Below are 20,387 nucleotides of genomic sequence, written 5' to 3'. Positions count from 1 at the left end.
TTCACATCCTCGATTACGCGCCATCGCATTAACCCCGTGGCAACCACGTGGGCGCACCAATGGGCGATCTCTTTGCCCAGGATCGCCGATGATCTCCCGTGACCAACGCACCCCGTTCAGCGAATGGTGGTGGACCGTCGACCGCGTGCTGCTGGTGGCGCTGATCGCGCTGTTGCTGGCCGGCGTGATCCTGTCGCTGGCGGCGTCGCCGCCGGTCGCGACCCGGATCGGGCTCGATCCGTTCCACTTCTTCAACCGCCACGTCCTGTTTCTGGCGCCGTCGCTGATCGTATTGATCGGCGTGTCGTTCCTGTCGCCGCGGCAGATCCGGCGGACCGCCCTGGTGGTGTTCGCGCTGGCGATCGTGCTGATCGTGGTGACGTTGCTGTTCGGGCCGGAGGTGAAGGGGTCGCGACGCTGGATAACGCTGCTCGGCGTCAACATTCAGGCCTCCGAGATTGCCAAACCGTCGTTCGTGGTGCTCGCCGCCTGGCTGTTCTCGGAAGCGGCGCGGCGCCCGGAAATGCCGGCGACCTCGATGGCGATCGTGCTGCTGCTGACGCTGGTGTCGCTGTTGGTGCTGATGCCGGATTTCGGCCAGACCATGCTGGTGCTGATGGTGTGGGGCGCGCTGTTCTTCATCGCAGGGATGCGGGTGATCTGGGTGTTCGGGCTCGCCGGCGTCGCGGCGGGCGGGTTGTTCGCCGCCTATCTGTTCGTCCCGCACGTCGCCGGCCGCATCAAGCGGTTCATGAATCCCGCCTCCGGCGACACCTTCCAGGTCGACATGGCGAGCGAGGCCTTCAGCAACGGCGGCTGGTTCGGCCTCGGGCCCGGCGAAGGCATCGCCAAGCGCAACCTGCCGGACAGCCACACCGATTTCGTGTTCGCGGTGGCCGGCGAGGAATTCGGCATCGTGCTGTGTCTGGCGCTGCTGGCGCTGTTCGCCTTCATCGTGCTGCGGACGCTGTCGCGGGCCTATCGCAGCGAAGACCTGTTCTCGCGCTTCGCTGCGTCGGGACTGGCGATCCTGTTCGGCGTTCAGGCGTCGATCAATATGTCGGTGAACCTGCAACTGATCCCCGCCAAGGGCATGACGCTGCCTTTCATCTCGTATGGCGGCTCGTCGATGGTGTCGCTCGCCTACGGCGTCGGCATGATGCTGGCGTTGACAAGGCAGCGCCCCAAGACCGAGGTCAATGCGATCGAGGCGGCGGGAAGCTACGCGTGAGGCCATGACCGACGCCCCACTGATCCTGCTCGCCGCCGGCGGCACCGGCGGCCACCTGTTTCCGGCCGAAGCGCTCGGCGCGGTGCTGATCCGGCGCGGCTACCGCGTCCGGCTGGTCACCGATCATCGCGCCACCCGCTACAGCGGGCTGTTCACCGCCGAGACCACCGATGTGGTGCCGAGCGAAACGGTGCGCGGCAGGACACCGTGGGCGCTGGTGAAGACCGCGCTGAAGCTCGGCTCCGGCGCGCTGCTGGCCTTCAATCTGATCGGGCGGCTGAAGCCGGCCGCGGTGGTCGGGTTCGGCGGCTATCCGACGCTGCCGCCGCTGCTCGCTGCGACCTGGCGCAAGGTGCCGACCCTGATCCACGAGCAGAACGCGGTGATGGGCCGAGCCAACCGCTTCCTGGCGCCGCGGGTCGACGCCATCGCCACCGGCTTTCCCGGCCACGAGACCGTCTGGCCGGCGCTGGCGTCCAAGATCAGTAATACCGGCAATCCAATCCGTCCTGCCGTCGCCGATGCCGCGACCGTCGCCTATGATCCGCCTGCCGCTGGCGGACCGCTGCGGGTGCTGGTGTTCGGCGGCAGCCAGGGCGCCCGGGTGATGGCCGACATCGTGCCGCCGGCGCTGGAGAAACTCGATCCGGCGCTGCTGGGCCGGCTGGTGCTGACCCAGCAGGTCCGCGACGAGGATATGGCCCGGGTCCGTGCGGTGTACGACCGATTGCAATTGAACTGCGAGCTGGCGCCGTTTTTCACCGATCTGCCGCAGCGGCTCGCCACGAGCCAGCTCGTGGTGTCGCGCTCCGGCGCCGGCACCGTCGCCGAACTCGCCGCGATCGGCCGGCCCGGCATCCTGGTGCCACTGCCCGGCGCGCTCGATCAAGACCAGTTCGCCAATGCCGGCGTGCTGACCGCAGCCGGCGGCGCGCTCCGCATCGTTCAACCGGATTTTACCCCGGACCGGCTTGCCGCCGAGATCACGGCGCTGGCGGCCGATCCGGCCAAATTGGCCAAAATGGCCGCCGCAGCGCGCCAAATTGGCCGTCTGGACGCCGCCGAACGCCTCGCCGACGTCGTCGGCCGTGTCGCGAAGGTCTAAGGCCGGGCGGACGAAAACCTCGCAACGGCGCATTTGCCGGACTTGTCCCGGCCATCCCCGTCTTGCATGAAGTGACCTGAATCGCGAACGCCCGGGACCATCCGGGCGCGGCGAGCAACGATAGAGACCTCCCCATGAGACTGCCGCGCGAGATCGGACCCATCCACTTCGTCGGGATCGGCGGTATCGGCATGAGCGGCATCGCCGAGGTGCTGTGCAATCTCGGCTACACCGTGCAGGGCTCCGACGCCTCCGAGAGCGCCAACGTCAACCGGCTGCGCGACAAGGGCATCCAGATCCACGTCGGCCACCAGGCCGACAACATCAAGGGCGCCGACGTGCTGGTGGTGTCGACTGCGATCAAGCGCGACAACCCGGAACTGCTGGCGGCGCGCGCCCAGCGCATCCCGGTGGTGCGGCGCGCCGAAATGCTGGCCGAATTGATGCGGCTGAAGAGCTGCGTCGCGATCGCCGGAACCCACGGCAAGACCACCACCACCTCGATGGTGGCGGCGCTGCTCGACGCCGGCGACCTCGATCCGACCGTGATCAATGGCGGCATCATCAACGCCTACGGCACCAATGCGCGGCTCGGGGCCGGCGACTGGATGGTGGTCGAGGCCGACGAGAGCGACGGCACCTTCCTGAAGCTGCCGGCGGATGTGGCGATCGTCACCAATGTCGATCCCGAGCATCTCGATCACTTCAAGACCTTCGATGCGGTGCAGGACGCATTCCGCAACTTCGTCGAGAACGTGCCGTTCTACGGCTTCGCGGTGATGTGCATCGATCATCCGGTGGTGCAGACTCTGGTCGGCAAGATCGAAGATCGCCGGATTATTACTTACGGTGAGAACCCGCAGGCCGACGCGCGGCTGCTCGATCTGACGCCGAGCGGCGGCGGGTCCACCTTCAAGGTCGCGTTCCGCGACCGCAAGGCCGGCACCGCGCACGAGATCGCCGATCTGATGCTGCCGATGCCGGGCCGCCACAACGCGCTCAATGCCACCGCGGCAATCGCGGTGGCGCACGAGCTCGGCCTGTCCGACGACACTATCCGCAAGGCGCTTGCGGCGTTCGGGGGCGTGCGCCGCCGCTTCACCAAGACCGGCGAGTGGAACGGCGTCACCATCATCGACGATTACGGCCACCACCCGGTCGAGATCGCCGCGGTGCTGAAGGCGGCGCGGCAGTCGACCGCCGGCAAGGTGATCGCGGTGGTGCAGCCGCATCGCTTCACCCGGCTGCAGTCGCTGTTCGAAGAGTTCTGCACCTGCTTCAATGATGCCGACGCGGTGATCGTCGCCGACGTCTATCCGGCCGGCGAAGCGCCGATCGCAGGGATCGACCGCGATCACTTCGTGCTCGGCCTGCGCGCTCACGGCCACCGCGACGTCGTCCCGTTGCAGGATTCCGCCTCGCTCGCCGGCGTCGTCGCCGGCTTGGCGCGCAGCGGCGACTACGTGGTCTGCTTAGGAGCCGGCAACATCACCCAATGGGCCTACGCGCTGCCCGGCGAATTGAAGGCGTTGGGCGGCTGACGGACACGAGGCGCCGATGGCGGTCCTGAGCGACGACACCTGGAAGCGGCACGCCAATCCGTGGAGCGTGTGGACTCGCTACGCCGCGTTTCCGGTGCTGGTCCTCGCGATCTGGAGCCGGGACTGGATCGGCTGGTGGGCTCTCGTGCCGGTCGCTCTGACGATCGCCTGGCTGGCGTGGAATCCGCGCGCGTTTCCGCCGCCGGCTTCGACCGATAGCTGGGCCTCGAAAGCTGTGCTCGGCGAGCGAATCTGGGTCGGACTGAAGCGCGACGAGATTCCGGAGCGACATCGCATCGTTCCCGGCGTCGCCGCAGGGATATCGATGTGCGGCCTGCCGGTGCTGACCTGGGGCCTGATCGTGCTCGATCTCGCCGTGACCTTGCTGGGGATGATGGTGGTGATCCTCGCCAAGACCTGGTTCGTCGATCGCATGGTGTGGCTGTTCGAAGACATGAAGGATCAGAACCCGGAGTATCGTTCTTGGCTGTACTGAACTTCCCCGACATCACCCCCGAGCTGAAGGCCGCGATGCCGGAGTTGCGCGGGCGGTTGCTCGGCAACGAGCCGCTGGCGCCGCTCACCTGGTTTCGCGTCGGCGGGCCGGCGCAGGTGCTGTTCACCCCGGCCGACGAGGACGACCTCGGTTACTTCCTGTCACGGCTGCCGCCGGAGATTCCGGTGATGTGTCTCGGGCTCGGCTCCAATCTGATCGTGCGCGACGGCGGGCTGCCGGGTGTCGCGATCCGGCTGTCGCCGCGCGGCTTCGGTGAGCATCGGGTCGAGGGCGAGGTGGTTCATGCCGGTGCCGCCGCACTCGACAAGCGCGTGGCCGAGACCGCGGCCGCTGCGCAGCTCGGCGGCCTCGAATTCTACTACGGCATTCCCGGATCGATCGGCGGTGCGCTGCGGATGAATGCCGGCGCCAACGGCCGCGAGACCAAGGACGTGCTGATCGACGCCACCGCGTATGATCGCAGCGGCACCCGCAGACTGTTCGACAACACCGCGATGCAATTCTCGTATCGCCACAGCGGCGCGGATCCTGCGCTGATCTTCACTTCGGCGCGGTTGCGCGGCACCCCGGCGACGCCGGATCACATCCGCGCCAAGATGAACGAGGTGCAGGCGCACCGCGAACTGGCGCAGCCGATCCGCGAGAAGACCGGCGGCTCGACTTTCAAAAACCCGGCTGGCCACAGCGCGTGGCGACTGATCGATGCCGCCGGCTGCCGCGGCCTTCGAATCGGCGGCGCCCAGGTCTCGGAGATGCATTGCAACTTCCTGATCAACACCGGCGAGGCGACCGCCTCCGATATCGAGACGCTGGGCGAGACCGTGCGTGCCCGCGTCAAGGCGCAGTCCGGCGTCGAGCTGCAATGGGAGATCAAGCGGATCGGCATCGCGCCCGACCACCGTTGAGCCCGCCGTCGGGGCGCTATCGACCGGTGCGCTTGATCGATTGATTGAATCGGCTCCGGCCGTTGTCGAGGCCACTGAGTTCTCTTCCCGAGAGCCCGGCGAAGCCGGGCGTCTCGAAGCGAGCATTCGGAAGTGCCGGCTCAGGGCTTTGGTGGCGAAGGCAGCGCCGGACTGACTGGTAGTTCAGGCGTATCCGGCAGCGACAGAACGTGTTCGAGCGGCACCGCGGATACCCGGAAGATGCCGCTGAACGGATCCTCCTGCAGCGCGATCAGGCCGAGCGCGACGATCGCTCCGGTCGCGAAAACGGTCAGTGCCGCCGTCATTGTCGTCCGTGGCTTGTCGAGATGCACCAGCGCAAGTGCAGCCTGGGTGATGATCCCGAGGAGCAGCACCGAAATCCACTTCAGGTCGCTGGTGCGGTCGGTCGACAGGCTGATCCGGGTGTTGCGGGCGGTGCCGACCCGCACCGCTGAACTCAGCAGCGCGACGTGCACCGCCGCTCCGGAGTCGCGGGTGATCGCCGGCGCGCTGATCTCGGTGAGCATTCTGTCGTAGGCGATGCTGGTCGGCGGCGCGGCAAAACCGTTCACGGTCGGCCATTCGTTCTTCAGCACCGAACGGGTATAATCCTTCAGGGCGACCCGAATGTCGCGCATGTCCGACGCCGCCGCGATGCTGAGGGTGTAGACGTTCTGGAGCTCGCCGGCCTCGGCCTGCACCGCGCGCGTCGCCTGGCGATTGCGTTCGGCGACATCGTAGCCGAGGAATCCGGTCAGCAGACCGAACAGCACCGCCACTGACGAGAAGAACGGCGCGACCACGCCTTGAAACCTCGCGATCGGACCGCGCAGCGGCGATGCGAAGACCACTGCGATCAGCAGTGCTGTCACGCCGTAGTACAGCATGGCCAAGGTGACGAAGGTACCGAAGGGAGGAAGGTCGAGCCAGGCTTGAATCATCTGTTTCTCATTGTTTCCCGCTGCCGCAGGAAACAGCGTCGCAGCGGCGGGTATTGGCATTTCGGGCGCAAAAGACGCCGGATCGGCACGAACCATGGCCGTTTTCACGCCGATCGTCCACGGAAAGCGGCGCGAGGGGTTTGGCAGCTCTGCGCGTATCGTGGGGTGGAGCGCCACGGTTCCGCCCGACCGGGCTGCGAAGTACACCGCTGGCCGAGATGGAGCATCCCGCCTTGCATTCGCAATTTGCAGCCCGCTGGCGGGCTCTGCGCTGGTACGAAATCCTCCTGATCGCCGCGGTCGCGCTGGCCTTGTGCATCTACCTTCCCGTCGTGGTGCGGCGCTCTGCGGTGCAGGGCTTCGGCGACGTGCAGGTGTTCTTCCGCGCCGCTTGGGCGGTGTGGACAGGCTATCCGCTGTACCAGGTCGCCGATCACCACGGTTGGACCTATCACTATCCGCCGACCTTCGCGCTGCTGATGGGGCCGTTCGCCTATCCGCTCGACGGCTTCCCCAAGCCGGATTGGGCGTTGCCGCTCCCGGTGTCGGTTGCGGCCTGGTACGTCGTCGGCGCGATCGCGATGCTGGCGGCGGTCGATCTGTGGGCGCGTGAGCTGCAACGCGTCGCACCGCAGCCGCTCGATCAGACCGGCTGGAACGCGTGGTGGCTGCTGCGGCTCGGGCCGCTGGCCGCATTGCTGCCGTTCTTCGGCGACGGCCTCGGGCGAGGGCAGCCGAGCGCGGTGGTGCTGCTCACCATGGTGGCGTTCCTGGTGCTGTATGTGCGCGGCCGGACCAACCTGGCCGCCTGCGCGCTGGCGCTCGGCTTCACCATCAAGCTGTTCCCGCTGGCGCTGCTGATCTTCCCGGTGCTCCGCGGCGATCTCAGGACCGTGCTCGCCACCGCCGGCTTCAGCTTGGTGTTTCTGTTCGTCGTGCCGATGCTGTGCCTGGGGCCGTCGGAAGTCGTAACGCTGTACCAAGCGATGTGGACCGAGCATCTCAGCGGCATCTTCACCGGCGTGCCCAATCCGAAGATCGCAGGCGAGATCACCTTCACGTCCTACGACATGCTCAGCATCGGCGCGATGCTGGCTCGCATCGCCGCCGGCGGCCTGCCGACGACCGACACGCTGCCGCTGTTCGCCACCGCCGGGCAACTCGCCTTCGATGCGGTCTTTCTGGTTGCCCTGGTATGGGCCGGTCACGGCCGGTTCTGGCGCTTGAACGGGGCGCAACCGCAGGCGGGCGAAACGCTGCTGATCGGTGGCGCGGTGCTGGCCGCGGCGCTGCCGGTGATGCTGTCCGTGTCGCAGCCGAACTACGTCGCGTTCGCCGCGCCGCTGGTCGCGGTGGTGCAGATCGAGGCGTGGCGGCGAACGGGGCGGGTCAGCCTGGTGCCGGCGTTGATCGCATGGGCGGGCTTGATGTGGTTTGGCATGGTGGCGACCGAAGGCGGCGTGTGGCAGCCGCTGCGGGTGATCGGGCTGGTGACACCGGCGCTGGTCGTGCTGCTGATCTGGGGCTTCGTCTGTCTGCGGCGCACCTCTGCGTCGTCGTAACCGCCGCTTCTCCGAATCGGCCAAATCGGCAAGATTGCGCCGCGCCGGCCCCGCGGGACGCAGCGGCGATTTTCGACACCAGCAGGGACCGCGCGGCGGATCGATGATGCGACACACCATTCTGTTCGGCGGCACCAGCAAAGAGCGACTGGTCTCGGTCGCTTCGGCGCAGGCGCTACAGCGCGCGCTGCCGGATGCGGATTTGTGGTTCTGGAACGACGACGATCGCGTTCATTGCGTCACCGCGCAAACGTTGCTGGCGCACGCAAGGCCGTTCGAAGAGCCCTTCGCCCCCGATGGCGAGATGGTCGGTCCGCTCGATATCGCGCTCGACCGCGCCGCGGCCGAGCACAGGCTCTTGGTGCTCGGCCTCCACGGTGGCGTCGCCGAGAACGGCGAGTTGCAGGCGATGTGCGAGCTGCGTCGCGTACCATTCACCGGTTCGGGCGCCGCAGCCTCGCATCTGGCCTTCGACAAGGCCGCCGCCAAGCGCTTCGCCGCGATCGCCGGGGTCCGCACCTCGGTGGGCATCGCGCTAGCCGACGCCGAGGCCGCGCTTGAGACCCATGGCCGGCTGATCGCCAAGCCGACCCGTGACGGTTCGAGCTACGGGCTGTTCTTCATCAACGCCAGGCAGGATCTGGTCGCGGTGCGCGAGGCGGCCAAGACCGAGGACTATCTGATCGAGCCGTTCGTCGCCGGCGTCGAGGCGACCTGCGGCGTGCTCGAAGCCGAGGACGGCTCGCTGCTGGCGCTGCCGCCGATCGAGATCGTGCCGGCCGATGGCGGTTTCGACTACACGGCGAAATATCTCGCCAAATCCACCCAGGAGATCTGCCCCGGACGGTTTGCACCGGAGGTCGCGACGATGATCATGGACTATGCCGTCAGGGCCCATCGGGTGATGTCGTGCCGCGGCTACTCGCGCTCCGACTTTATCGTCGGCAAGGATGGTCCGATCTTCCTCGAGACCAACACGCTGCCCGGCCTGACCGGCGCCTCGCTCTATCCCAAGGCCTTGAAGGCGCAGGGGATCGACTTCGTGGACTTCCTGAAGGGACAGATCGCGCTGGCCGGGCGCAGCGTCCGGAGCTGACCGGACAGCCTGCAGGTTCCATCCGAAGGCCGGGCAGAACTGCCGCGCTTTCGCTGCAAATCCTTCTCCGGACGCAACAAATTCGGGCCTGCACGGGCCTGATTTACGTTTTGTTTACCAGGAGGGCCGAAGGTTAACGCTGGCGGCGCATCCTGGCGCTCGGCTGTCGTGGCGTAAGCCGGGCGGAGCTTGTTTTCCGTTTCGGTCTTGCATTGGGGCAGGCGGTCCGGCCCGCGGGCGGGTCCGGAACCACCGAGAGGTCACCTGCGCCATTGCCCGGAAATAGGTGCGGGCGCAACGTGTAACGAGCTCTGGCAATGGATGGTGGAGGGCGCCTCGCCCGGTCGTCGCGACTGTCGAGGCTTCAGTCTGACCTGATGGCGGTCGCCCTGGCGGTGGCTGCGCTGCTGCGCGAGCGTCGTTCGCGCAAGAAGCAGGCGCAGCCGCAACGTCTGGTGCGGCCCGAGCCGCAACGCGGGCTGATCGCGGCGCTGGAGCGCTGGCTGCCGCGGCGGGTCGGCGTCGCTTTCACCGCGCTGATCCTGCTGTCCAGCGCCGGTATGGGAATCGTCAAGGGCGGTCACGTCGACGAGTTCGTTCAGGCGCTGGACGATGCCCGCAATGCCGCCGCCAACCTCGCCGGCTTCCGCATCAAGCAGGTCGCGATCGCCGGCCGCAAACAGCTCACCCAGGACGAAATCCTGTCGATCGGCGGCATCACCGGCCGCTCCTCGCTGCTGTTTCTCGACGCCGCTGCGATCCGCGACAAGCTGAAGGCGAACCCGTGGATCGCCGATGCGACCGTGCTGAAATTCTATCCCGGCGAGCTGCAGATCGACATCGTCGAGCGCACCGCGTTCGCGCGCTGGCAGCTCGACGGCCACATGTCGGTGATTGCCGACGACGGCGAGGTGCTCGAGCCTTACGTGGCGCGGCGCTTCCTGTCGCTGCCGCTGGTGGTCGGGAAGGGGGCCGGCGAGCGCGCAAAGGATTTCCTGGCGCTGCTTCAGCGCTATCCGCAGGTGTGGTCGCAGACCCGCGCCGTCGCCCTGGTCGGCGAGCGGCGCTGGAACGTCTGGCTCACCTCCGGTCTCGTGATCCGGATGCCCGAACACGATGTCGGCAATGCGCTGGCGCTGCTCAGCCAGCTCGACAACGACGACAAGCTGTTCTCGCGCGACATCACCGCGATCGACATGCGGCTGCCGGACCGGTTGACGGTCCGGCTGTCTGACGCCGCCTTCAAGGCACGCGAAGAGCTGTTCAGCAAGGACAAGAAAACCAAGAAAAAGGCTGGTGACGCGTGACCGGCTTTGATCGCACCCAGACCCCGAAGACCCGGCCGATGCCGCCGCATCGCACCGCGATGGTGGCCTCGCTGGACATCGGCACCAGCAAGATCGCCTGCATGATCGCGCGGCTGAAGCCGTGCCCGCCGCAGGATGCGCTGCGCGGCCGCACCCACGCCATCGAGCTGGTCGGCTTCAGCCAGATCCAGTCGCGCGGCGTCAAGGCCGGCGCGGTGGTCGATATGGGCGAGTGCGAAAAGGCGATCCGTCACGCCGTCGCGCTGGCCGAGCGGATGGCCAAGGTGCGGGTGGAGTCGGTGCTGCTGTCGGTCTCGGCCGGCCGGCTGCAAGGCCAGTTGATCGAAGCGGCCTCCGACATCAAGGGCGGGGCCGTGACCGCCGAGGACATCAGCCGCGTCACCTCGACCGGCATGCACCACGCCACCGGCATCGGCCGCGCCGTGCTGCACGCGCTGCCGGTCGGCTACACGCTCGACGGCGTCAAGGGTATCCGCGATCCACGCGGCATGGTGGCGCGGCAGTTCGGCGTCGACATGAACGTGGTCACCACCGACGCCACCGTCGCCAAGAACCTGATGCTCGCGGTCGAGCGCTGCCATCTCAACGTCGAGGCTATGGCGGCGAGTCCTTACGTAGCCGGCCTGTCGATGCTGACCGACGACGAAGTCGATCTCGGCGCCGCGCTGGTCGAGATGGGAGCTGGTACCACGACGATCGCGGTCTATTCGGGCGGCCGCTTCGTGCATGCGTCCGGATTTGCGGTCGGCGGGCATCACATCACGATGGATCTCGCGCGCGGCCTGGGCGCGTGCATTGCGGATGCCGAGCGAATCAAGACGTTATATGGCACGGTGCTAACTGGCGGTTCCGATGCGCGCGAGTTGATGTCGATCCCGGCCGCCGGGGACGAGCGGGACGGCCCGCAAGTGATCTCCCGCGCCACGATCGCGAACATCATCCGGCATCGGGCCGAGGAGATTTTTGAAATGGTCAGGGACCGGCTGGCGGATTCGCCGTTCGCTGCAGAACCCCGGGCGCGGGTGGTGCTGAGCGGCGGCGCGTCGCAGCTCACCGGCGTGCCCGAACTGGCCACTCGGATTCTCGGCCGCTCGGTGCGGGTCGGTCGTCCGCTCGGAGTCGGCCGGCTGCCCAACGAAGCCAAGAGCGGCTCGTTCGCCGTGCCGGCCGGGCTTCTGGTGTATCCGCAATTCGCTCATCTCGAACACATCGAGCCTCGTCATACCCGCCACGTTCGTGCCGACGCCCATCCCGGTTACTTCGGCAAGGTCGGCCGCTGGCTGCGCGAGGGCTTCTGATGACTCTTTTCCGCCCCCTTCCGCTTTCACAGATTGCCCAGGCCCTCTGCCGGGGACTTCACGAACCAACGCGCGCGTAATCGAGAGGCAACCATGACCATCAATCTCAATGTCCCGGATATTCGCGAGCTGCGGCCCCGGATCACCGTGTTCGGCGTCGGTGGCGCCGGCGGCAACGCGGTCAACAACATGATCACCGCCGGGCTCGACGGCGTGGACTTCGTGGTCGCCAACACCGACGCGCAGGCGTTGACGATGTCGAAGGCCCAGCGGCTGATCCAGATGGGCACCGAGGTCACCCAGGGACTCGGCGCCGGCTCGCAGCCCGACGTCGGCTCGGCCGCCGCGCAGGAAGTGATCGACGAGATCCGCGACCACCTGTCGGGCGCCAACATGGTGTTCGTCACCGCCGGCATGGGCGGCGGCACCGGCACCGGCGCCGCGCCGGTGATCGCCAAGGCCGCGCGCGAGATGGGCATCCTCACCGTCGGCGTCGTCACCAAGCCGTTCCACTTCGAAGGCGCGCGCCGGATGCGCACCGCCGAGACCGGCATCACCGAGCTGCACAAGGTCGTCGACACCCTGCTGATTATCCCGAACCAGAATCTGTTCCGGGTGGCCAACGAGAAGACCACCTTCGCCGACGCGTTCGCGATGGCCGACCAGGTGCTGTATTCGGGCGTCGCCTGCATCACCGACCTGATGGTCAAGGAAGGGCTGATCAACCTCGACTTCGCCGACGTCCGCGCCGTGATGCGCGAGATGGGCAAGGCGATGATGGGCACCGGCGAAGCCTCCGGCGAAAAGCGCGCGCTGACCGCCGCCGAAGCCGCGATCGCCAATCCGCTGATCGACGATTCGTCGATGAAGGGCGCCCGTGGCCTGTTGATCTCGATCACCGGCGGCAAGGATCTGACGCTGTTCGAGGTCGACGAAGCCGCCACCCGCATCCGCGAGGAGGTCGATCAGGACGCCAACATCATTGTCGGCGCCACCTTCGACGAGAGCCTGGACGGCATCATCCGCGTGTCGGTGGTCGCCACCGGCATCGAGCAGGCGCAGTTGTCGCGCAACGCCGGCACCCCGGCCGCTGCGGCGAGTGCGGTGGGAAACGACGGCCGCCTGGCTGAGCTGACAGCCAAGCTGCGCGCCGACAATCAGCGGATCGCCGAAGCCGCCGCGCAGCGCGCCGCCCAGGCCGCCGCGCCGGTCGCCGCCATGGCTGCCGAGCCGGCCGCCCAGCGGCAGGCCAGCAATGTCGAGCGCGCCGCGCTCGCCGCGATCGCCGCTGCGGTCGGCAACGAGCCGATGCCGCAGGCCGAGACCCCGGTCCAGCCAGCGTCGTACGGCGACGTCACCGTCCGCCCGATCCCGCAGAAGCCGTCGCTGTTCCCGGATCCGGAACAGTCGCGCGCCGTCGCCGAGGAGCCGGTCGCTCCGGAAGCCTTTATCCCGCAGCAGGCCGACCGCGCCGCGATGCGTCCGCCGCGGATGCCGCGGTTCGACGAACTGCCGGTGCCGGCTCAGAACGAAATCCGCCAGGCCCGCGGCGATGCCGAGGACGATCACCCGCAGAAGAATCGGCTGTCGCTGCTGCAGCGACTCGCCAACGGCCTCGGCCGCCGCGACGACGAGTCGGTCGAAGCGCCGCAGGTCGCCCGCAACGGCGGTCCGCAGATGCCGCCGCTGCCGGATCGCCGGCCGCAGCGCAGCGTCGCCGAGCAGATGGGGAAAGACCCGGTATCCGAATACGCTAGGCGCCCGGCGCCCCAGGGGCTCGACATGCACGGCCGCCCATCACCTGTTGCCCCCGCGCCACAGGGCGACGACCATCTCGATATCCCCGCCTTCCTGCGGCGGCAGGCGACCTGAAACAATGTCTGAAATCTGACCAGACCCAGGGCCTCGGCGATGCGCCGGGGCCCTTTTTTGTGGCGAGGCTTCGGTCCATGGGCTGGCGGCTTAAATGACTGAAATATCGTCAGATTACGACTTTAGGTGAAGTTGAGGCGGGATTGTCTCGATCACGATTGATGTCGAATTCGATCGCGGGGCGGCGGTAATGCGGCGGAGTTGGGGTAACAATCCGTAAAAAAGCGTGAGTTGGCGCGATTTGGGGCAGTGCTATGGTCAATACGGACTTGGGGACGCTCGGAGCGAGTCGCCCGGCCGACAGGACCGGAACGATTTCCGCACTGCGTCAGTGGGACACTTTACTTATGAAGTTCAGCCGGCAAACCACGCTGCGTTCGCAAGCCACGGTGACGGGCGTAGGTGTTCATTCGGGCCGTCCGGTGACTCTGACATTGGGACCCGCAGATGTCGATGCGGGTTTACTTTTTGTCCGGACCGGCCTCGACGGCGCCGACCGCGAGATCAAGGCGACCTCGAAATCGGTGGTCGCCACCGAGCTTGCCACCGTCCTCGGTGACTGCGACGGTCCGCTGGTCTCCACCGCCGAACACGTTCTCTCCGCCCTGCGCGGCATGGGTATCGACAACGCCACCATCGAGGTCGACGGTCCCGAGGTTCCGATCATGGACGGCAGCGCCGCGCCGTTCGTCGCCGCGATCGACCAGGCCGGTATCCGCGAGCAGGCCGCTCCCCGCCGTTATATCCAGGTTCTGAAGCCGGTTTCCGCCGCGATCGGCGAATCCTTCGGCGAGTTTCGGCCCCATGCCGGCGGCTTCCGCGTCGAAGTCGAGATCGACTTTTCCAATCCCCAGATCGGCAAACAGAAATACGCCCTCGGCGTCGAGCCCGAGATGTTCCGCCGCGAAGTCGCCCGCGCTCGCACCTTCGGCCGGATGAACGACGTCGCCCGGCTGTGGAAGATGGGCTACGCGCTCGGCGCCTCGTTCGAGAACTCGGTGGTGTTCGACGACGACCGGCTGCTCAACCCGGAAGGCCTGCGCTATTCCGACGAGTGCGCCCGCCACAAGGCGCTCGATGCGATCGGCGACCTCGCGCTCGCCGGCCTGCCGATCCTTGGCGCATATCGCTCGGTGCGCGGCGGCCACAAGCTCAACCACACCGTGCTGACCACTCTGCTGGCGGATCGCAGCGCCTGGCGGGTGATCGAAGCCGAGCCGGCCCGCCGCGCGGTGCGTGGCCATGCCGAAGCCGTCACCGGTTTGGTCGGCGGCATGGTGGCCCCGGCCTACGGTCCGGACGTGTCCTGACCGCAACACTGCGGCGGCTGATTTTCCGTATCCCGGACCGCGTTAACCGATTGGACCGGCCGCCTTATTCCCGGCGAATTGGCTGCGTACCCGGTTGGTGAAGTCGCCTTTTTCGGCTAAACAGCCGGCGGTCGCCTCCCCACGTCCGGCGAAGGTCGATGGCTGAAGGCCACAGCGGCCTCGGTCGAACGTCGGGGCACACCGTTCTCCATTGGTCGGGTTGGAATTGATGTCGGCACAGCGGATCGCGCTCGGACTGCGGAACGGGGACAAGTCTCGCAGGGGCGATCGCCTGCGGCGGGGGCTGCCGATGATCTTCAGTCTGCTCGCGCTGTCGCTCCCGCTCGGCGGCTGCGGCACCGGGGCGTTGTGGGACAAGTTCCTGGCCAAAGACGACAAGATGGTCGATGAGCCGGCGGACAAGCTCTACAACGAGGGCTTGTACCTGATGAATCAGGACAAGGACACCAAGGGCGCCGCCAAGAAGTTCGAGGAAGTCGACCGCCAGCACCCGTATTCGGATTGGGCGCGCAAATCGCTGCTGATGTCGGCCTACGCCTATTATCAGGCCGGCGACTACGATAGCTGCATCGGCGCCGCCACCCGCTACGTCACGCTGCATCCCGGCAGCCCGGACGCCGCCTATGCGCAATACCTGATCGCCGCCTCGCATTACGATCAGATCCCGGACATCTCGCGCGACCAGGGGCGCACCGAGAAGGCGATCGCCTCGCTCGAAGAGGTGATCCGCAAATATCCGACCTCCGAATACGCCAACAGCGCCAAGCAGAAGCTGGAAGGCGCCCGCGACCAGCTCGCCGGCAAGGAGATGGACGTCGGCCGCTATTACATGAGCAAGCGCGACTACGCTGCGGCGATCAACCGATTCAAGACCGTGGTGACGCGCTATCAGACCACCCGCCACGTCGAAGAGGCGCTGGCGCGGCTGACCGAGGCCTATATGGCGATCGGCATCGTCGGTGAGGCGCAGACCGCCGCCGCCGTGCTTGGCCACAACTTTCCTGACAGCAAGTGGTACAAAGACGCCTACACTCTTGTAAAGTCGGGTGGACTCGAACCGACCGAGAACAAGGGGTCCTGGATCTCTAGGTCGTTCAAGAAACTCGGCCTCGGATAGGACCTGTCTCTCATGCTGGCGCGCCTTTCGATCCGCGATATCGTGTTGATCGAGCGGCTCGACATCGAATTTTCCCGTGGCCTTGCGGTGCTGACCGGCGAAACCGGCGCCGGCAAATCGATTCTGCTCGATGCGTTCGCGCTGGCGCTTGGCGGTAGGGGCGATGCCGCGCTGGTCCGGCACGGCGCCGAGCACGGGCAGGTCACCGCCAGTTTCGATGTCGCCAGGACCCACCCGGCGTTCGCGATTCTCAAGGCCAACGGGCTGGATGATCGCGAGGTCGACGAATCCGGCGAACTGATCCTGCGCCGCGTTCAGCTCGCCGACGGCCGCACCCGTGCCTTCATCAACGACCAGTCGGTCAGCGTGCAGACCCTCAAAGCGGTCGGCGCGACGCTGGTCGAGATCCACGGCCAGCACGACGAGCGGGCGCTGGTCGATGCGGCGACGCATCGCCGGTTGCTCGACGCCTTCGCCGGCCTCGACAAGGACGTCGCCGCGCTGGAGACGCTGTGGGAGGGCCGCCGCACCGCGCGGGCCGCGCTCGACGCCCACCGCGCCGGGATGGAGCGCGCCGCGCGCGAGGCCGACTATCTGCGCCACGCCGCCGACGAGCTGAGGCAGCTCGCGCCGCAGGACGGCGAGGAGACCACGCTGGCCGAGCGCCGCACCACCATGATGCAGGGCGAGAAGATCGCTGCCGATTTGCGCGAGGCGCAGGAGGTCGTCGGCGGCCATCATTCGCCGGTCGCCGCGCTGGCATCCGCGGTGCGCCGGCTGGAGCGCCGCGCCGGCACGGCGCCGCACCTGATCGAGCCGGCGGTGAAAGCGATCGACGCCGCCATCAACGCGCTGGAAGAGGCCGACCAGCATCTCAACGCCGCGCTGGCCGCAGCCGATTTCGATCCCTTGGAGCTGGAGCGGATCGAGGAGCGGCTGTTCGCGCTGCGCGCCGCCGCCCGCAAGTATTCGACCCCGGTGGATTCGCTCGCCGCGCTGGCGGCGCAATATGTCGCCGACGTCGCGCTGATCGATGCCGGTGCCGATCAGCTCGTCGTGCTGGAGAAGGACGCCGCCGAGGCCGATGCCCGCTACGATGCCGCGGCGGCCAAGCTGTCGGCCGCGCGCACCAAGGCCGCCGACAAGCTCAACAAGGCGGTCGGCGCCGAGCTCGCGCCGCTCAAGCTCGAACGCGCCAAGTTCATGACCCAGGTCGAGGCCGATGCGGCGGCTCCGGGGCCGCAGGGCATCGACCGCGTCGAATTTTGGGTGCAGACCAATCCCGGCACGCGGCCGGGCCCCCTGATGAAGGTGGCATCCGGCGGCGAGCTGTCGCGCTTCCTGCTGGCGCTGAAGGTGGTGCTGTCCGACAAGGGCTCGGCACCGACCCTGGTGTTCGACGAGATCGATACCGGCGTCGGCGGCGCGGTTGCGGACGCAATCGGCGGCCGCTTGGCCCGGCTGGCCTCGAAGGTCCAGGTGATGGCCGTCACCCACGCCCCCCAGGTCGCCGCCCGCGCCGACCAGCATCTGCTGATCTCGAAAGCCGCCCTCGACAAAGGCAAACGCGTCGCCACCCGCGTCGCCGCCCTGGAACAAGACCACCGCCGCGAAGAAATCGCCCGCATGCTGGCCGGCGCCGAGATCACCGCCGAGGCGCGAGCCGCGGCCGACCGGCTGATCAAGGCGGCGGGGTAGGGACCTCTTCCCAGTTGTCGAGATTCCGGGTTCGCGAGCTCACGCTCGCGCCCCGGAATGACTCGCTGAGGGGCAGTATTTCAACACGCCGTCATTCCGGGGCGCGCCGGAGGCGCGAACCCGGAATCCCGAGGTTCAGGGCACCCGGCCCCAGCCTATCGCGCGATCGTGTCGAACAGATCGTCCCAGCCCGAATTCTCCCGCTCGATCAACGCCACCTTCCACGCCCGCCGCCACTTCTTGATCTCCTTTTCCCGGGTGATGGCGGAGATCGGGTCGTCGTGGATTTCGAACCAGACCAGCTTGGCGATGTTGTATTTCGACGTGAAACCCGGCACGGCTTTGGTGCGATGCTCGTAGACCCGGCGGACGAGGTCGTTGGTGACGCCGACATACAGCGCTCCGTCTTTCCGGCTGGCGAGCAGATAGACATAATAGGGCACCGGCGCCTCGCGCGCGGCGAGATTCCGGGTTCGCTTGCTGTCGCAAGCGCCCCGGAATGACTCGCGGTGAACTCAGTAAGTTAGCCCCAAGGTCATTCCGGGGCGCGAGCGTGAGCTCGCGAACCCGGAATCTCAAGTGCGAAAAATGACTGTGAAGAAAAATCCCGCCCCCGACATCGCCACTCTCACCAAAGCCAAGGCCAAGGTGGAGCTGATGCGGCTTCGCCTCGTGATCGAGGGCCACGACAAGGCGTACTATCAGGACGACGCGCCCAAGATTTCGGATGCCGACTACGACGCGTTGCGGCGGCGGCTGGAGGCGATCGAGCAGAAATTTCCCGAACTGGTCAGCGCGTCGTCGCCGACCCAGACCGTCGGCGCCGCGCCGGCGCGGGGCTTTGCCAAGGTGCAGCACGCGGTGCCGATGCTGTCGCTCGGCAACGCCTTCACCGACGAAGAGGTCGCCGAGTTCGTCGAGCGGGTGCAGCGTTTCCTGCGGCTCGACGATGTGCCGGCGATCGTCGCCGAGCCGAAGATCGACGGCCTGTCATTGTCGCTACGCTATGAGAATGGCGAACTGGTGCGCGCGGCCACCCGCGGTGATGGTTTCACCGGCGAGGACGTCACCGCCAACGTCCGCACCATCAAGGACGTGCCGAACACGCTGAAGGGCAACACCATCCCCGCGGCCTGCGAATTGCGCGGTGAAGTCTACATGCTGAAGCACGACTTCCTCGCGCTGAACAAGCGTCAGGAGGAGGCGGGCGAGACCGTGTTCGCCAATCCGCGCAATTCGGCCGCCGGCTCGCTGCGGCAGAAGGATGTCGCCGTCACCGCGTCGCGGCCGCTGAAGTTCTTCGCCTATGCGTGGGGTGAGATGAGCGACTATCCGATGGAGGAGCCGACCCAGCACAAGATGCTGCAATGGCTCGACCACGCCGGCTTCGTCGTCAATCCCGAGATCACGCTGTGTCACAGCGTCGAAGACGCGCTCGCGTTCTATCGCCGGATCGGCGAGAAACGCGCGTCGCTGCCGTATGACATCGACGGCGTGGTCTACAAGGTCGACCGGCTCGACTATCAGGAGCGGCTCGGCTTCGTGTCGCGCAGTCCGCGCTGGGCGATCGCGCACAAATTTGCCGCCGAGCAGGCGACGACCGTGCTGGAGAAGATCGATATCCAGGTCGGCCGCACCGGCGCGATGACGCCGGTGGCGCGGCTGCAGCCGGTGACGGTCGGCGGCGTGGTGGTGCAGAACGCGACGCTGCACAACGAGGACTACATCAAGGGCATCGGTAACGACGGCTCTCCCTTGCGTGACGGCGTCGACATCCGCGAAGGCGACACCGTGGTGGTGCAGCGCGCTGGCGACGTGATTCCGCAGATCGTCAGCGTCGTGCTCGACAAGCGGCCCGCCGGTGCCGAGCCGTATCACTTCCCACATAAATGTCCCGTCTGCGGCAGCCACGCGGTGCGCGAAGAGGGCGAGGCGGTGTGGCGCTGCACTGGTGCGCTGATCTGCCCGGCGCAGGCGGTGGAGCGGCTGAAGCACTTCGTGTCGCGGCTCGCGTTCGATATCGACGGGCTCGGCGAGAAGCAGATCGAACTGTTCCACGAGCGCGGCTGGGTGCAGGAGCCTGCCGACATCTTTACGCTGAAGGCCCGCAATGCCGAATTGAAGCTCGAACAGCTCGAAGGCTATGGCGAAACCTCGGTGCGCAATCTGTTCGCGGCGATCGACGCGCGCCGCACCATCGAGCTGCACCGGCTGATCTTCGCGCTCGGCATCCGCCATGTCGGCGAGGGCAACGCCAAGCTGCTGGCGCGGCACTACGGCACGCTGGATGCGTTCCTGACCGCGATGCGCGCCGCCGCCGACGCGCAGACCGAGGAGGGCAACACCTCGGAGGCCTATCAGGATCTCGACAACATCGCCGGCATCGGCGATGTCGTCGCCGAAGCGGTGGTCGAGTTCTTCGCCGAGGAACGCAACGTCAAGGCGCTCGATGCGCTGCTCGCCGAACTCACCGAGGTGCTACCGGCCGAGCAGGCGCGGCGTGACACGGCTGTCGCGGGCAAGACCGTGGTGTTCACCGGTTCGCTGTCGAAATTCACCCGCGACGAAGCCAAGGCCGCGGCCGAGCGGCTGGGTGCCAAGGTCGCCGGCTCGGTGTCGAAGAAGACCGACTACGTGGTCGCCGGCGAAGACGCCGGTTCGAAGCTGACCAAGGCGAAAGACCTCGGCGTCACCGTGCTGACCGAAGACGAGTGGCTGGCGCTGATCGGAAACTAACCCCGTCATTCCGGGGCGCGCGGAACGCGCGAACCCGGAATCCCGAGCTGTTCTGCCGATCGAGATTCCGGGTTCGCTCACTTGCGTG

The 20,387-nt window shown here is 67.1% G+C and carries 16 protein-coding genes; 14 read left to right on the top strand and 2 right to left on the bottom strand.

What is annotated here, in order from left to right:
* The first annotated feature begins 88 nt into the window (after positions 1-88).
* The 5 genes from ftsW to murB all read left to right on the top strand — a co-directional run bounded on the left by ftsW (position 89) and on the right by murB (position 5,299).
* Entirely contained in the window at positions 89-1,231 is a 1,143-nt protein-coding gene (gene ftsW, locus FLL57_RS13140) for a putative lipid II flippase FtsW (protein WP_013501580.1), read from the top strand.
* A gap of 4 nt (positions 1,232-1,235) precedes the next feature.
* Positions 1,236-2,336 (top strand): undecaprenyldiphospho-muramoylpentapeptide beta-N-acetylglucosaminyltransferase, encoded by a 1,101-nt coding sequence (gene murG, locus FLL57_RS13135; protein WP_142883117.1) that lies wholly within the window; start codon positions 1,236-1,238, stop codon positions 2,334-2,336.
* Positions 2,337-2,470: 134 nt separating this feature from the next.
* Positions 2,471-3,877: a UDP-N-acetylmuramate--L-alanine ligase gene (gene murC, locus FLL57_RS13130; RefSeq protein WP_013501582.1), complete on the top strand. Its 1,407-nt coding sequence runs from the start codon at positions 2,471-2,473 to the stop codon at positions 3,875-3,877.
* Between the two features lie 16 nt (positions 3,878-3,893).
* Entirely contained in the window at positions 3,894-4,373 is a 480-nt protein-coding gene (locus tag FLL57_RS13125) for a DUF6653 family protein (protein WP_013501583.1), read from the top strand.
* Positions 4,370-5,299 carry a UDP-N-acetylmuramate dehydrogenase gene (murB, locus tag FLL57_RS13120; RefSeq protein WP_142884211.1) on the top strand — a complete coding sequence of 310 codons (930 nt, stop codon included), beginning with the start codon at positions 4,370-4,372 and terminating at the stop codon, positions 5,297-5,299. The genes FLL57_RS13125 and murB overlap by 4 nt, the downstream gene beginning before the upstream one ends.
* A gap of 140 nt (positions 5,300-5,439) precedes the next feature.
* On the opposite strand, the gene FLL57_RS13115 is transcribed toward murB, so the two are convergent.
* Positions 5,440-6,261 carry a DUF4239 domain-containing protein gene (locus FLL57_RS13115; RefSeq protein WP_013501585.1) on the bottom strand — a complete coding sequence of 274 codons (822 nt, stop codon included), beginning with the start codon at positions 6,259-6,261 and terminating at the stop codon, positions 5,440-5,442.
* A 233-nt stretch (positions 6,262-6,494) separates the two neighbouring features.
* On the opposite strand from FLL57_RS13115, the gene FLL57_RS13110 reads away from it, so the two are divergent.
* The 8 genes from FLL57_RS13110 to recN all read left to right on the top strand — a co-directional run bounded on the left by FLL57_RS13110 (position 6,495) and on the right by recN (position 17,563).
* Positions 6,495-7,823, top strand: coding sequence for a glycosyltransferase family 87 protein (locus tag FLL57_RS13110; RefSeq protein WP_142883116.1), 1,329 nt, complete (start codon positions 6,495-6,497; stop codon positions 7,821-7,823).
* 106 nt (positions 7,824-7,929) lie between these two features.
* Positions 7,930-8,919 carry a D-alanine--D-alanine ligase family protein gene (locus FLL57_RS13105; RefSeq protein ID WP_142883115.1) on the top strand — a complete coding sequence of 330 codons (990 nt, stop codon included), beginning with the start codon at positions 7,930-7,932 and terminating at the stop codon, positions 8,917-8,919.
* Between the two features lie 317 nt (positions 8,920-9,236).
* Positions 9,237-10,226 (top strand): cell division protein FtsQ/DivIB, encoded by a 990-nt coding sequence (locus FLL57_RS13100; RefSeq protein WP_142883114.1) that lies wholly within the window; start codon positions 9,237-9,239, stop codon positions 10,224-10,226.
* Positions 10,223-11,545 (top strand): cell division protein FtsA, encoded by a 1,323-nt coding sequence (ftsA, locus tag FLL57_RS13095; protein ID WP_013501589.1) that lies wholly within the window; start codon positions 10,223-10,225, stop codon positions 11,543-11,545. Before FLL57_RS13100 ends, ftsA begins: the two co-directional genes overlap by 4 nt.
* 93 nt (positions 11,546-11,638) lie before the next feature.
* Complete coding sequence (gene ftsZ / locus FLL57_RS13090; protein WP_142883113.1) at positions 11,639-13,417, top strand: cell division protein FtsZ; 1,779 nt, start codon at positions 11,639-11,641, stop codon at positions 13,415-13,417.
* A gap of 347 nt (positions 13,418-13,764) precedes the next feature.
* Positions 13,765-14,727 carry a UDP-3-O-acyl-N-acetylglucosamine deacetylase gene (gene lpxC / locus FLL57_RS13085; protein ID WP_142883112.1) on the top strand — a complete coding sequence of 321 codons (963 nt, stop codon included), beginning with the start codon at positions 13,765-13,767 and terminating at the stop codon, positions 14,725-14,727.
* A 229-nt stretch (positions 14,728-14,956) separates the two neighbouring features.
* A complete protein-coding gene (locus FLL57_RS13080; RefSeq protein ID WP_142883111.1) occupies positions 14,957-15,865 on the top strand; it encodes an outer membrane protein assembly factor BamD in 909 nt (302 codons plus the stop codon).
* A gap of 12 nt (positions 15,866-15,877) precedes the next feature.
* Complete coding sequence (gene recN / locus FLL57_RS13075; RefSeq protein ID WP_142883110.1) at positions 15,878-17,563, top strand: DNA repair protein RecN; 1,686 nt, start codon at positions 15,878-15,880, stop codon at positions 17,561-17,563.
* Positions 17,564-17,718: 155 nt separating this feature from the next.
* Here the strand turns inward: recN and FLL57_RS13070 are convergent, their stop codons facing one another.
* Positions 17,719-18,006, bottom strand: a complete 288-nt coding sequence (locus FLL57_RS13070; protein WP_142883109.1) for a GIY-YIG nuclease family protein — start codon at positions 18,004-18,006, stop codon at positions 17,719-17,721.
* A 145-nt stretch (positions 18,007-18,151) separates the two neighbouring features.
* Between FLL57_RS13070 and ligA the strand changes: the two genes are divergently transcribed.
* Entirely contained in the window at positions 18,152-20,299 is a 2,148-nt protein-coding gene (gene ligA, locus FLL57_RS13065) for an NAD-dependent DNA ligase LigA (protein WP_142883108.1), read from the top strand.
* Positions 20,300-20,387 lie beyond the last annotated feature (88 nt).

It is taken from the genome of Rhodopseudomonas palustris (assembly GCF_007005445.1).
GTDB classification, from domain to species: Bacteria; Pseudomonadota; Alphaproteobacteria; order Rhizobiales; family Xanthobacteraceae; genus Rhodopseudomonas; species Rhodopseudomonas palustris_G.
The sequence above is the reverse complement of the archived record's forward strand: the minus strand, read 5'-3'. Positions and strand labels throughout refer to the sequence as shown.